Raw genomic sequence first — 13,396 nt, forward strand, 5'->3', positions numbered from 1 at the left:
CAGCTAACCTTTTGGGCGCTGACTTTCGGCGGTCAGCCTACCAAGCACTCGGTAGGCCTGCTCAAGCTCACGCTTGAGTCGATTGTTTTCGAGGATGAGGTTACGGTTGCCGTCTACAACACCAGCTCTTAGCCAACCGTAGATGGTCTTGCTACTAACCCCGTACTGGTCAGCAGCTTCACTGACCTTGAGACCACCATCTCGTATTTTGAGGATGATTTCATCTTTTATATGTTGCTCAATATGTTTGCCAACAGGCATACGAAAAACTCCCTTCAGATTAGATATATTGTACCGCCTGCTAGCTAGACGGTGTGTTCAGTATATGGGGAGGGTGACATCTCCCCGGCCTTTTCATTCCCATCCCACGCGCCTGTCATTCCCGCGAAGACGGGAATCTATGCTTTTTTGTTTTGTCATGCTGAACTAGTTTCAGCATCCATACCCCTCCACTGACGTCTATGCATCCACTAACCCTTACGGTCTCCTCGTACCCCTTCACTGACATGGCAGTTCTCGGACTACCAGCCGACTTCCTCTTTTACCAGAAAAGAGGAAGCGAGAAACCTCGGCCAGAGCTCCATCTCTTGGTCAGCTGTTGTCCGTTTTGACAACCAACTCGACAACTCCTCAGGTGTATATTGCCCCCAGCAATATACACCTTCGTCAAACAAGTCTCGTCGCCTGTCGGAAGTTGTCAAAGCCGACAACACCATGAGCCAGGAGCTTCCGCATGGCCATTACTAGCTGACGTCGCTTGCGCGACAAACTATAAGCGGACTGCGGCCGCAGTCTTAACTCATAGCTCTTATCTCTTAACTCTATTGTTGACTCATGTCTCATGACTCATGGCTTTCCTCCGCTCTCTCATCTAAAACCTCTAACCCCTACCCCCATAACCGGTTCAGTCAACTAACATGGAACAAGCGTAGCCTGTAAGAAGTTCGTTGGGTTTTCAAAGAGCCACGGTTGGTTGTGTCTCGCCATCCATTCCCGACACAGAGCTTCAAGACGTCGTGTCAGTATCCTACCGCCGTACAGCTTTCTGGCATGTCGTTTGCTGATGCTCCAGATATTCTCTCCTTGGTTCGTACTGGCATAGTCACCTTTGCTGTGGTTACGGCTCTCGTGCAGATAGCCCAGGAGCGGCAGCTCTTCGTATGCCCACCATTTATCGCTGATGACTAAACTACCGTGTACGACGTAATCTTGGACGAACCGCTCTAAGGCTTCTTTGCCACGGCTATCGGTAATCCTGAGGGCAAGTTTCCGAGTATGAGGCTCGATTGCGCCGACCACGATGCGCTGCGGCTGTTTGCTCTTCAGTTTTCCAAAGTAACTCTCGTCTACCTGGACAAGGTGCGTAAGAAGCGGTGCTGTGTCCGGAATTTGCGTCCGGAACCGTTCGTACCAGCGGGCGACGGTCGTATAGCTCACCTGCGCGAGGAGGGTTGCTACTTCCGGACCTTTCTTCTGTTGCCAGCACCAGAGCAAGACGAACAGTTGTTTTGGCTTCAGCTTCATGCCATACAGCCAGGAGCCCTGCCAGGCAGTTGCCCGGTACTTGTGGCGACAAACAGCGCACCACAGATAACCGCGGACATACTTCTCCTGTAGCACCTCGTCGCAGCGCGGACAGTGACACCGCTGACCAAATACTAACCTGTTAAGGTACATCCAGTACTTCTTATTACTGGAAAACTTTGGTAGCTTAGACATTGGAACAACTCCTCTTTACTTGTTAGGTTTGCACTTACAAGTTTACGGGTTGTTCCGTTTTAGTTTAATGAACCCCATAACCTTTTCTCTTGCTTTCAGGGGTCATATAGGGTACAATCTTACGGATATGGAATACATCAAAGAACTTGAAGCATCCTTCAAGAAGGGCGCAGTGGTAGACGTGCGCTCGGGCGACACTGTCAAAGTCCACCAAAAAATTCGCGAAGGTAGCAAAGAGCGTGTCCAGATTTTTCAGGGCCTCGTCATACGCTGCGACCGGCGCGGTAGCCACACCAGCCGCATTACCGTACGGCGAATTGCCAGCGGCGTTGGCGTAGAAAAGAGCTTTCTGCTCCACAGTCCGCTTGTACTCAAGGTCGAGGTGACTAAGCGCAGTAAAGTTCGCCGCAATAACCTTAGCTACATGCGTAAACTTACCGGTAAATCGGCTCGATTGACAGGTGTTGACTTTGACCGTCAGGCCGTAAATGACGTCCGTGACCTTGAGGCTGAGAAAGCCGAGGCAGAGGCCAAAGAAGCTGCAGCTAAAGAAGCCGAAGCCAAAGCCGCCGAAAAAGCCGCCGAAGAAGCCGAGCTTGCCAAAAAACAAGCCGAAGTAGAAGCAGCCCACAAAGCCGCCGAAGCTTAAAATCAAGTAAAATCGTTCTCTGTAAAACCAAACTCCCGGGTAAAACCGAGAGTTTTCGTTATACTGTGGGGTGTGGTATTTAACTTTATTTCAGTACTTATTCCGTTCGCGCTATTTTTTGGTTTGCCGACAGTGCTAGGGTCTAGCAAGCACAGGGTGCTCCTCGCGGCTGCCTGCCTGGTGTACGCGGTTTCGTGGTATATTCCTTCACCACCAATCGATGGCCGCGATACGGCTTTCATGACGCATTTCTTTGGTGGTGGGGTGTTCTGCGGTTTGCTTGGTTTGTATATAAAGCTCGTTACGGACTGGCGAGCAAAGTGGTATGGAGAGCTGACCGCCCTATATGCTCTTACTTCGGCACTTGGTGTCCTGAATGAGCTATTCGAAGTACTGCTATATTCGCAGGGTCTCATGCCGAACGGCATTAGTGACACGTCGTGGGATTTGCTTGCAAACACGCTCGGAGCTGCTACGTTCTTCGCAGGGTATACGTTGGGTCGAGTAACATGGCGGTCATAGTCGGTATAGACGAAGTAGGGCGAGGCTGTTGGGCCGGCCCCCTTGTCGCCGCCGCGGTAATACTACCTCCAAATCCATTTTGGGAGGACTGTCCTCCCAAGGGTGGGGCGACGGTGCTGCGCGATAGCAAGAAACTTAGCAAAAAACAGCGGGAGTTTCTTGTGACGCAAATCCAATCCCAAGCGGTGGCTTACGGTGTTGGCTGGGTGACCCCAGGTGAAGTGGATGAGCTTGGTCTGACGAAATCAGTTCGTTTGGCAATGCTACGGGCTGTGATGAAGCTGCATGAAACAACAACCGAATATGACGAAATAATCATAGACGGCAACTATAACTTCTTTGCAGACCGTGAAAGCTCCGACCTTTCACGGTTATATGTGAAAGGTCGGAACTTTCACGTACGGGCGGTGGTGCGAGCGGATGATACGGTGCCTGCGGTGAGTGCGGCCAGCATACTGGCTAAGGTTGCGCGTGATGATTACATGGCGCAAATGAGCCACAAGTACTCAGGCTATGGTTTCGAGAAACACGTCGGGTACGGTACGGCGGCGCATGTAGCTGCCCTCAACCAGTATGGAGTTACGGACTTACATCGGAAATCGTTTCGGCCTATACGTGCTTATCTCGCGGATCGAGACAACTTAGCTTCGCCGTTTTAGTACGTTGGAGATCCTTCACGTTTGTTTAGGGTGACACGCGTACGTACTGCGCTGTAATCCTGTGCGTAGCGAAATATCGCATGGTTTGCGTCGGAGATACTTCACTGACATTCAGGATGACGCAAAGGTAAAGGGTTGTCATTCTGAGCGAAGCGAAGAATCTTCTGATTTGGTATTATATTTGCACCATGATGAGGTCGTACTACGTATATATACTGACTAATCCTTCGCGCACAACCTTATATACGGGCATGACGAATGATTTAGAGCGAAGGGTATGGGAGCATCAATCCAAGCAAATTGATGGTTTCACTAAGAAATACAACTGTAGCTGCCTTGTGTATTACGAGGAGGCAGGCGATGCCTTAACGGCTATTGCTAGAGAAAAAGAAATCAAGGGATGGACTAGGCAGAAAAAAGAAAAATTGATTGACACGCTGAATCCAGACAGGGAAGATCTTTCGCTTTCGCTCAAGATGACACAGGTGAAGTCTGGTGAGTAACTATTCGTCAGGGCACAGAGCGGAGCAGGTTGCTGCGGAGTATTTGGAGAAGCAGGGCTACACCATCGTTGAGCTGAACTGGCGGCATGCGAGAGCAGAGATAGATATAATTGCCCAAAAGCGTCCACGCTTTCGTCGCCCCGGTCCACTGGTATTTTTTGAAGTTAAACATCGCAAAACAGATAACCAAGGTCGCGGCCTCGACTACATAACGCCAAAGAAACTAGAGCAAATGCGCTTCGCCGCCGAGCTGTATGTTTCTTTGCAGTGCTATAATGGTAAATATACACTGGGTGGTATTGAACTAAGTGGTAGCGACTACCATATTACACAAGTACTCGATACTATTATGGCTTAAAAAAATTCTGAATGGCTTTGAGGTCGCGGGAGAGCCAGGCGAGGCGGGCGGAGATTTCTTCGTAGCCGATAGTTATGTTGCGTTGCAGCATGGGCTGGTCGAGTTTGCTGTCGAACAAAGCGTGGTATTTTTGCTCGTACTCCGGCGTGTTAACCACGGTGGCGGCGTAGCGGGGGAGGTAGTCGTACGATTTGTCATTTTCAAACGTTTTCTGCAACCAAGCCCATTCATCTACCATCCATTGCCAGGCGGTGTCACGCGTGTAGCGGTTGCGGAGTAGGTAAATAAGCCAGCGGTCGACATCTTGTGGTTTGACGAGCTTGCCGTCTTTAAGTCGGGCCAAGAGTTTTTCGGCAACGGCTATGTCGCGCGTGGCGGTCAGGGCATCGCAAGCGTCGCCCCTCAGGTCGCTGTTGTGGGTGGTATCGTGAAGGTTCAGAAGGAACTCGACGGCTTCCGCGTCGCCTTCTTTGACAGGCACAGACAGTATGAGTGGACGCAACTCGGCGGGTAGGGGGACATCCTTTTTTGCGTAGTCAGTAAACATTGTGCGCATGGTGGCGAGGATTGCTTCGTCTTCGCCGTACGCGCCAAGCCCCAGTATGAGGCCGCGAAGCTTTGTGTCGGCGGCAGATTCGTTTTTGCCCGGTTTCCAGCCAAGCCGCTTGTATTGTTGCTGCACTATGCTACGACTGAGGTGTTTTATGGCTGGCTCGAGCGATTCGTCGAGGTCTACAAACCGCCGCACTTCGCTAGCAACCAGGCCGATGATATCCCAGACTGGCTCACTGGCTTCGTTTTCGTAGGCGGTGAGGAGTCGTAATGTTTCGCCGTAGCTCTGGTGGCCCGCCCGAGCCAGCATAGCGCTGCTATTCAGTAGCATAAGTCTGTCAGCTTCGGCGAGCTGCTGCGAGGCCACCTGCTGCTCTATGTATTTCTTGGTGTTTGTAGACTGGTAGTCGACGAGATAATGCCCGCGCGCTCCCATATTCACCATAACAGGACTGTCCTTTGAAGCGGTCCATTTCACCTGGGATGTATCAAATACCTCTGGAGCGTTCACTTCGTTTGCAAATACCGGCACTGGCCACAGCCGGGTAGCATCGGCTTTGCTGGGGTCGTCAAGAAAGTGCTCTTGGCTAAGAGAAATGTCCGTAGAGGTTTGGGCGACGTGTACGACCGGAAAGCCGGAACGCTGAAGCCACGGGTTCATAAATGTGCCAACATCTTTTCTGCTGGCTGCGCTGAGCGCCGCCCAGAGGTCATCACCTCGGGTATTGCTGTAGGCGTGTTGGGTGAAATATGCGCTCAGTCCTTTGCGGAATGCGGCTTCGCCGATGTAGTGCTTGAGCATATTTAGCAGCCGTCCGCCCTTGGCGTAGACGATGCTGCCGTCGAAAAGTGTGCTGATTTCGTCTGGGTGGTGTACGTCGACATGAACGGACTGTACGCCGTAGGTGGCGTCGCGCCGGAAGGCAGCCAGACCCTCGCTCGCAATAAACTGGTTCCAAACCTCCCACTGTGGGAACATGGCGTCGACCGCTTGGTATTCCATCATGTTGGCAAAGGATTCATTGAGCCACAGGTCGTCCCACCAGCGCATAGTCACGAGGTTGCCGAACCATTGGTGGCTGGTTTCGTGTGCCACCACCAGCGCAATGTATTCGCGTATACCTTGACTTGTCTGGCCGGGGTAGTCTAGTAAAACTCGCTCTCGGTAGGTTATAAGTCCCCAGTTTTCCATGGCACCGCTAGAAAAGTCTGGCAGGGCAACATGGTCGGCCTTGGGCAGTGGGTACGGTACGCCGAAATAATCTTCAAAATATTCTATGCTGCGCGTAGCGACATCGAGTGCAAAGTCGAGCGACTCCGCTGGCTGTACTGTGGTGGCCCACACATTGACATCCACGCCAGATTTGGTTTTGGCAGATTTCTTGTGTAGGTTTCCCGTGACGAACGCCAGGAGGTAGGTGCTCATACGTGGTGTTGGTTGAAAGGTAGTTTGTAGTCGGTAGTTAGTAGTTTGTAGATGCCCAGATGTAGAACTGGCGCCTTTGACTCCTCGACTCCTTGACTCTTTGATTCCCCCTTGTTCCGCTATAGGTGTGTTGCTTAAAACCTGCACCCCCTCCTGCGTCATGAGCGTAAGCTCGAACACCGCCTTTGCTTCTGGCTCGTCTATGCACGGGAAGGCTTCGCGCGCATGGTGACTCTCGAACTGAGTGGCAAACAACTTCTGTTCCTTGCCATCTGCGTCTTTCCAATAGCAGGGGTATATGCCGGTCATGCCGTCGGTGATTTTGCCTTCGAACTCCATGGTCACTGTGTATTCGCCAGGGTACGCCATGCTTTCGGTATGCAGGCGCACTTCTTGGAAAGATTTGTGGTGGTTTATACGTGCGAGGGGTAGTTCTGCTTCGCCCTTTTTGTCTCGTCTTACTATTTTCCCAGAGGTGACCTTCACCCCATTTGCATGAAACGTTAGCCGCTGGCTGGGCCGCCCCACCTTTTTCCCGGCCACAACAACACGCCCTGAAAACCGCATGCTGTCTTCATCGAGCCGGATTTCCAGCTCATACTTTTCCGGCTGAAACTGGGTATATAAACGAGTAACTTTTTTCATATCCTATAGTGTACAGTATTGAATTATATAACATATTATGCTATAATTATATCAATATGACGGCGTATACGTTAGCTCAGAAAAAAGGGTATCCAGCAGTACAAGTTCACCCGCAAGTAAGTGAGCTAATAGATGGTTTTAGGCATAACCAAGAAGTCTATGTTGAATTATTGGCGCAAAGCGGCTGTTCTGCCGATGATAGAGAAAGCCTCCAAATAGTTTACCAACCTTTTTCTGAAATATTACGACAGAGGGTTCAAAAGCGTGGCAAGATGTATGAGTCAGATGCGGATTATTTCTCAACAAAAGGAGATTATTTATTTGGCTCAAGACGAATACGCATATTTGCGGGTCATAATCTAGCATGGGACGATGACGAGGCGAGCTACGTGGATACGAGAAGTTTGAATAATACGCTTCTTCACGAGACAGGACACTTTGTCGACGATGTTATAAATGGTAAAAAAGGTAGGCATATTAGCGAAAGAGCAGCTGATAAGGTTGGCATTTTTGGGCTTGAGTTAGCAAGAGCATCAGTACAACTTGGTAAAGGTAAATTCATCGAGCAACTTCACCCATTTTATCTCGGCATGCCCCTACAGGCTGCTGCTATAGTTGCTGGAGCTACTGTCGTTGGTTCGCTAACGGCAGTAGTTGGAGATGGTCTTATGAAGTATACATATTCAAAAAGTCCGATAGAACGGTTTGCGAACAATTTTCAGCAAAAGCATGAAGCCTATTGGATAATCGACGGGAGTGCGCCAGTGTTTAACATAGTTGAAGCAGTTAAAAAATATGCACTTAGTGAAGAATAATATGCATAATAAGGCGTTGACAGATTTACTAAAGGCATATAGTATAGAACTTGTTAGGTCGGCCGGCAGGTCGGCTTTTTTCGTAAGGTAACACAAATTGTCACATGTGATAGGATAAATGATAAAGGGAGCATAGCGACTCATGGATATGGATTTTAAACAACTAGCAGTAGCTATTCAGGCTATAGCCGAAGAAAAGAATTTGCCGGAAGATACGGTAAAAGAAGTGGTAGAGCAGGCGCTTGCGGCAGCCTACCGGCGCGATTATGGTGAGCGTGAACAAGAAGTGCGCGTGAGCATGAACTTGCACAGCGGTGAAGTAGATGCGTACGTCAGCAAAGAAGTGGTAGAGAAAGTTGGTGACGAAGATTTTGAAATAAGCCTAGACGATGCCAAGAAGCTTAAGAAAGATGTGGCCATTGGCGAGTTTGTTGAGCTGCACGAAAAGGTAACCACCTTTGGCCGCGTGGCAGCGCAGACCGCCAAGCAGGTTATATTGCAGCGTTTGCGCGAAGCAGAACGTGAGATTGTGCTTGCCGAGTATGAAGACAAAATCGGCACTGTCATCAACGCTATGGTCAGCCGTGTTGAGGGCATGATTGTCCGGCTGGAACTGGGCAAGGCGCAGGGTATTATGCCCAAGAGCGAACAGATTCAGGGTGAGCGCTACTACCCAAGCCAGCGGCTCAAGGTGTTCCTAAAAGATGTCGAACGAGGCCCTCGCGGTCCGCAGCTCGTCGTTTCACGAGGAAACACACAGTTTATGGAGTGGCTGTTCCGCGCCGAGGTACCAGAAATGGATGCCGGTGCGGTGGAAATAAAGAACATTGCCCGTGAGGCTGGTGTTCGCAGCAAAATTGCGGTTGCTAGCACCGTGCCAGGTGTAGACCCAGTGGGAACATTCGTTGGCGGCCATGGGACGCGTGTGAATGCGGTTGTGGGTGAAGTGGGCGAACAGGAAAAGATTGACATAATTGTCTTTGCCGAAGACACAGCGCAGTACATTATGAACGCGCTCAGCCCGACTAAAGTAAACCGCGTCGTCATAGATGAAGCTGCCAAGCGCGCCAAAGTATTTGTGCCAGAAGACCAGTTAAGCATTGCCATTGGCCGTGGTGGTCAAAACGTACGGCTTGCCAGCAAACTTGTTGGCTATGAGCTCGATATAGAGGCAGAGAATGCGCCCGTAGTTGAAGGCGAACCACAGGTGAAAGAGCTGCCAAAACAGCCGCGCCTCAAGAAAAAAGAACAACTCGAGAGCTCCCTCCTAGACGCCATCGAAGAACACGGGGAATAACAATCAGAGAACCAAGATAGGTTCTCTTATTGCGTGGGGCCGCTTCGCCGCAGCTTCAACTTCTCTTTCCTGAAAGTTATAAAAGTATACCCAAAGTAAATTTAAGTATACCTTTGAATTATTTTGGAGTATATAATTATAAGACAATGAGTTTTAGACCAGAAGATTACCCCGGCGAGAAACCCGAAGAATGGTACGACAAGTGGCCCGGGATGATAGTGGGGCATGTATCTTTGCTACGAGACATGCTGAAGCCTGAGTGGGTACGGCCAGCACACTGTGTCCCAAAAATATTTTTTCCGGTAGGTGATTGGGTAGGAGGTTACTGGGTTGAAAGTAGCGCAGTTGGAAGGGGTATTGTTTTGGGTCTGGATGAACATAATCCTGACGATCCAACCGTAACGCTCGGAGATTATCTGGTATTAGATACGGAAGATGGTGACCCGAACGGCAGAATTATCAACAGGGAAGATATAGCGGTTATTAGCCTAAAGCGTATTGGTCCAATGATTGGTGCCGCAGCTCCACCCGAAATGTGGAAAGAAGATTAGCACTCTTGACGGGGGAGTGCTAATTTTGTACACTGATTGTACTGCTTTCGAGGATTGTCATTCCCGCGAAGCGGAAATCCAGTTTCATTAATTTGGCAACGCCAAAGACAATCTCCACTCTTGACTCATGACTCATATCTCATGACTCTATGAGCGACGAAGGAGCGAACTATGCAACCAGACTATCAAGAATTCTCTAATTACCTGACCGAAAACGCGCGCCGTAGTCTCGCACACGCTGGTACAATTGCTCGTGGTCTTGGTGATGCTTACATTGGTACCGAGCACTTGTTACTCGGTGTTATGGCGCAAGATGGCAGTTTGGGCGGAAAAATCCTCGAAGATGCGGGCGTTACCCTTAGCAAGGCGCAGGTTGCACTCAAGCTGTCGCCAAAAAACATTGTTATAAATATGGGCGCTAAAGGCTACAGCGAAACAGCAAAACTGACCCTTCGCATGGCCTACGATGTTGCGCAGGACTACGGCCAAGATTTCTGTGGTACAGAACATATTCTGTATAGTTTGCTTAGTCAAAAAAATTCTCGCGCAAGTGTTTTGCTGCGCGATATGAACGTAAACACCGACAGTATTGTCCGCGAGCTCGAAAACTTCCTGAGTCGCCAGTTTGACGATGCAGACCACGAAACCGTGGAGCCTGGTTCGCGGCGAACATCCCGAAAAACCCAGCGCAGCAGCAAAAGTATGCTTGACCAGTTTGGCACCGATTTGACGGCGCAGGCGCGCGGCGGCAAGCTTGACCCGGTGGTAGGCCGCGAGCCGCAGATTAAACGAGTGGTGACCATACTAAACCGGCGCACAAAAAACAATCCGGTGCTCATAGGTGAGCCAGGTGTTGGCAAAACGGCCATAGTCGAGGGTCTCGCGCAACGAATTATTAACGAAGATGTTCCGGACAGTTTGCTCGACAAACGTATTGTTATGCTCGACCTTGCTGCCATGGTCGCCGGTACAAAATACCGTGGAGAGTTTGAAGAACGGCTTAAAAAAGTCATGGCTGAGCTAGAGGGAGATAAGCGCACCGTTGTGTTCATAGATGAGCTTCATCTTATTGTTGGTGCTGGTGCGGCCGAGGGCTCTATGGACGCAGGTAACATTCTGAAGCCTGCGCTGGCTCGCGGAAAAATTCAGGTTATTGGGGCAACAACAACGGCGGAGTACACGAAACATGTCGAGAAAGACGCAGCACTTGAGCGGCGTTTCCAGCCTATCCAAGTGCCAGAAACAACCGTCCCGGAAACTATTGCCATACTGAAGGGGCTGCGAAAACATTATGAAGAGTTCCACGGAGTCAGCATTAGTGACGAGGTTATCGACGACACCGTAAACTTTGCCAAGCGTTACATTCAAGACAGGTTTATGCCAGACAAGGCAATTGATTTGCTGGACGAGACTGCAGCTGCCTTGCGTGTAGAGAAGGGCAAGACGAGTCCAGAGGTACGCAAGCTCCAAAAGGAACTGAAACTAGTAAATGCACGCATAGATGACGCAGTCGACCTAGAAGATTATGAACGTGCTGCCCGTAGCAAAACCAGAGCTTCACAGATTCAGAAGCAACTCGATGAGCTGTACAAAACCACCAAAACAGGCAAACAGCTTGTCATGACTAGCGACAATGTTGCAGAGGTTGTCTCGCGTATTACGGGTGTACCGGTTCGAAAGGTCATAAAAAGCGAGGCAAAGTATTTGCTGCAGCTCGAAAAGAACATAGCCCGGCATGTAATTGGTCAAACAGAGGCAGTCGAAGTAGTGAGCCGAGCAATTCGGCGGAACCGAAGTGGTATAAGCGCAGCCAGCCGACCGATTGGCTCTTTTATATTCCTTGGTCCGACAGGAGTCGGTAAGACCGAACTAGCGAGGGTGCTGGCAAGAGAATTCTTTGGTTCGGAGAGTGCGCTCATAAAAATTGATATGAGTGAATTTGGCGAACACCACAATGTTTCAAGGCTGGTGGGTGCCCCAGCCGGCTATGTTGGTTATGACGACGGCGGGCAGCTCACCGACAAAATTCGTCGGCAGCCATACAGTCTCGTGCTTTTTGACGAAATAGAAAAAGCGCACCCAGATGTATTCAATATGCTGCTGCAGGTTCTTGAAGACGGCTATCTGACCGACGCAAAAGGTCGCCGAATTGATTTCACAAACACCATAGTTATTATGACCAGTAACATTGGTGCTGACAAGCTCCAGAAAGAGGCAGCCCTAGGCTTTCAGGCTGGACGCAGGGCAGACTTTGATGACCTCGACGCTATGCATGAACAAAACAAAGATGACGTCATGGCTCGGCTGAAAAAAGAGCTGCGACCCGAACTGCTCAACCGAATAGACAAGGTTGTCGTTTTTCGGGGTCTTACGAAAAAAGACATCTACCGTATCATAGACCTGCAAGTCGAAGAGCTCCGCAAACGCCTGCAGAAACACGGCGTCAGCGTCCAACTCACCACCGGCGCAAAACAATATTTGCTTGAACATGGCTACGATGCGAAAAACGGTGTTCGTCCCTTGCGCCGGCTCATTCAAGACACCATAGAAGACCAGCTGGCTCTCGATATCCTCGACGACAAATATACCAAAGGCGATATTATCCACGTCGGTTCGCGTGATGATTCGCTCACCTACGCCACGCACGCCGAGTAGCTTTTAAACCGTATTCGTTGGCATATTGCTGCCCTGGCTGGCCCCTCTTGCTATAATTAAACCAATGCAAAACCAACCAAAAACTCACCGCATCCGAGTTCTCATAGGCCTGCTCGTATGGCTGGGCTTTCTTGGTATTTTATATGCGAACCAGCAGCGCGTCGTTGACTGGTGGAAGCTTCGTGGCTACACGCCGTCAGCAGATGTCACCGCAATCGCACAAGCCACCAAGATGAATGAGCTCGGTACGCACTTGTTTTATGTAAACCGGCCGCAGCTTATGGAGGCGGCCACGTTTAGTAAGGAGTGTCCCATTGCGGCCGAAAAAACAATCATTCTTGGTTGTTACAAAGGTGGCGACAAGGGTATTTACCTTTACCGCGTGAATGATGTACGACTGCAGGGCGTGGAGGAAGTTACCGCTGCTCACGAAATGCTGCATGCTGCCTACGCCCGACTTTCGGCAAATGAGAAAAAACAGCTCAATAAACAGCTAGAGGACTTTTTCGAAACCCTAACAGACGACCGCATAAAACAAACCATAGCTTCGTACCGCCAAACGGAGCCAACTGAACTCGCAAACGAAATGCACTCTATTTTCGCAACCGAAATTCTCGAACTCCCCAGCTCGCTCGAGAAGCACTATGCGCGGTATTTCTCCGACAGGAAAGCCGTTGCAACGCTTGCGGTGCGCTATCAAGCAGAGTTTACATCACGCCGCGAACGTATTGCAGGGTATGACACAGCGCTAACCGGGCTAAAGCAAGAAATAGAACAAAATCAGGACGCCCTGACGTCGCAAAAAGCCGAGCTAGACCTGCAGCAAAACCAGCTCGACTCTCTTCGAAAGGCAGATGCAGTTGCGTACAATTCGCGGGTTTCAGACTACAATCGCCTTGTTCGCTCCTATAACGCACTACTTGAACAGACCCGTGCAGACATAAAAAAATATAACGACATTGTTGAAGCGCGTAATACTATAGCGCTCGAGGAACGGCAACTAACACAGGCCCTTTCTGCCGAAGGCCTCCCCGCCGCCCAGTAA

Annotated in this window: 13 protein-coding genes; 10 read left to right on the forward strand and 3 right to left on the reverse strand. The window is 50.1% G+C overall.

Features of this window, described 5'->3' with window-relative positions:
- Window positions 1–3 precede the first annotated feature (3 nt).
- The gene (locus tag IPP75_00430) at window positions 4–261 is read right to left on the reverse strand and encodes a helix-turn-helix domain-containing protein (GenBank protein ID QQS69604.1); all 258 of its coding nucleotides are present in this window, start codon (window positions 259–261) and stop codon (window positions 4–6) included.
- Window positions 262–912: 651 nt separating this feature from the next.
- Window positions 913–1,719: an IS1595 family transposase gene (locus IPP75_00435; protein QQS69605.1), complete on the reverse strand. Its 807-nt coding sequence runs from the start codon at window positions 1,717–1,719 to the stop codon at window positions 913–915.
- A 127-nt stretch (window positions 1,720–1,846) separates the two neighbouring features.
- On the opposite strand from IPP75_00435, the gene rplS reads away from it, so the two are divergent.
- From rplS to IPP75_00460, 5 genes are all read left to right on the forward strand, one after another.
- Entirely contained in the window at window positions 1,847–2,368 is a 522-nt protein-coding gene (rplS, locus tag IPP75_00440; GenBank protein QQS69606.1) for a 50S ribosomal protein L19, read from the forward strand.
- 72 nt (window positions 2,369–2,440) lie between these two features.
- Window positions 2,441–2,890: a hypothetical protein gene (locus IPP75_00445; protein ID QQS69607.1), complete on the forward strand. Its 450-nt coding sequence runs from the start codon at window positions 2,441–2,443 to the stop codon at window positions 2,888–2,890.
- Window positions 2,878–3,549 carry a ribonuclease HII gene (locus tag IPP75_00450; protein ID QQS69608.1) on the forward strand — a complete coding sequence of 224 codons (672 nt, stop codon included), beginning with the start codon at window positions 2,878–2,880 and terminating at the stop codon, window positions 3,547–3,549. Before IPP75_00445 ends, IPP75_00450 begins: the two co-directional genes overlap by 13 nt.
- Window positions 3,550–3,740: 191 nt before the next feature.
- Entirely contained in the window at window positions 3,741–4,052 is a 312-nt protein-coding gene (locus IPP75_00455; GenBank protein ID QQS70131.1) for a GIY-YIG nuclease family protein, read from the forward strand.
- Complete coding sequence (locus IPP75_00460) at window positions 4,045–4,410, forward strand: YraN family protein (GenBank protein QQS69609.1); 366 nt, start codon at window positions 4,045–4,047, stop codon at window positions 4,408–4,410. The genes IPP75_00455 and IPP75_00460 overlap by 8 nt, the downstream gene beginning before the upstream one ends.
- Here the strand turns inward: IPP75_00460 and IPP75_00465 are convergent.
- Window positions 4,400–7,033: a M1 family metallopeptidase gene (locus tag IPP75_00465; protein ID QQS69610.1), complete on the reverse strand. Its 2,634-nt coding sequence runs from the start codon at window positions 7,031–7,033 to the stop codon at window positions 4,400–4,402. The two genes, IPP75_00460 and IPP75_00465, sit on opposite strands and share 11 nt — an antisense overlap.
- 56 nt (window positions 7,034–7,089) lie before the next feature.
- On the opposite strand from IPP75_00465, the gene IPP75_00470 reads away from it, so the two are divergent.
- The 5 genes from IPP75_00470 (at window position 7,090) to IPP75_00490 (ending at window position 13,396) form a co-directional block, all read left to right on the forward strand.
- The gene (locus tag IPP75_00470; GenBank protein QQS69611.1) at window positions 7,090–7,848 is read left to right on the forward strand and encodes a hypothetical protein; all 759 of its coding nucleotides are present in this window, start codon (window positions 7,090–7,092) and stop codon (window positions 7,846–7,848) included.
- Window positions 7,849–7,990: 142 nt separating this feature from the next.
- The gene (gene nusA, locus IPP75_00475) at window positions 7,991–9,145 is read left to right on the forward strand and encodes a transcription termination/antitermination protein NusA (protein ID QQS69612.1); all 1,155 of its coding nucleotides are present in this window, start codon (window positions 7,991–7,993) and stop codon (window positions 9,143–9,145) included.
- A 146-nt stretch (window positions 9,146–9,291) separates the two neighbouring features.
- Complete coding sequence (locus IPP75_00480; protein ID QQS69613.1) at window positions 9,292–9,696, forward strand: hypothetical protein; 405 nt, start codon at window positions 9,292–9,294, stop codon at window positions 9,694–9,696.
- 171 nt (window positions 9,697–9,867) lie between these two features.
- Window positions 9,868–12,351 carry an ATP-dependent Clp protease ATP-binding subunit gene (locus tag IPP75_00485; protein QQS69614.1) on the forward strand — a complete coding sequence of 828 codons (2,484 nt, stop codon included), beginning with the start codon at window positions 9,868–9,870 and terminating at the stop codon, window positions 12,349–12,351.
- 64 nt (window positions 12,352–12,415) lie between these two features.
- The gene (locus IPP75_00490) at window positions 12,416–13,396 is read left to right on the forward strand and encodes a hypothetical protein (GenBank protein QQS69615.1); all 981 of its coding nucleotides are present in this window, start codon (window positions 12,416–12,418) and stop codon (window positions 13,394–13,396) included.

The organism is Candidatus Saccharibacteria bacterium (genome assembly GCA_016700375.1).
GTDB lineage: Bacteria > Patescibacteriota > Saccharimonadia > Saccharimonadales > UBA4665 > JAGXIT01.

Coding starts and splice junctions, on each gene's coding strand:
- IPP75_00465 (QQS69610.1), bottom strand. CDS start 7,033: ATGAAAAAAGTTACTCGTTTATATACCCAGTTTCAGCCGGAAAAGTAT.
- IPP75_00490 (QQS69615.1), top strand. CDS start 12,416: ATGCAAAACCAACCAAAAACTCACCGCATCCGAGTTCTCATAGGCCTG.
- nusA (QQS69612.1), top strand. CDS start 7,991: ATGGATATGGATTTTAAACAACTAGCAGTAGCTATTCAGGCTATAGCC.
- IPP75_00455 (QQS70131.1), top strand. CDS start 3,741: ATGAGGTCGTACTACGTATATATACTGACTAATCCTTCGCGCACAACC.
- IPP75_00485 (QQS69614.1), top strand. CDS start 9,868: ATGCAACCAGACTATCAAGAATTCTCTAATTACCTGACCGAAAACGCG.
- IPP75_00480 (QQS69613.1), top strand. CDS start 9,292: ATGAGTTTTAGACCAGAAGATTACCCCGGCGAGAAACCCGAAGAATGG.
- IPP75_00470 (QQS69611.1), top strand. CDS start 7,090: ATGACGGCGTATACGTTAGCTCAGAAAAAAGGGTATCCAGCAGTACAA.
- IPP75_00435 (QQS69605.1), bottom strand. CDS start 1,719: ATGTCTAAGCTACCAAAGTTTTCCAGTAATAAGAAGTACTGGATGTAC.
- IPP75_00450 (QQS69608.1), top strand. CDS start 2,878: ATGGCGGTCATAGTCGGTATAGACGAAGTAGGGCGAGGCTGTTGGGCC.
- IPP75_00430 (QQS69604.1), bottom strand. CDS start 261: ATGCCTGTTGGCAAACATATTGAGCAACATATAAAAGATGAAATCATC.
- rplS (QQS69606.1), top strand. CDS start 1,847: ATGGAATACATCAAAGAACTTGAAGCATCCTTCAAGAAGGGCGCAGTG.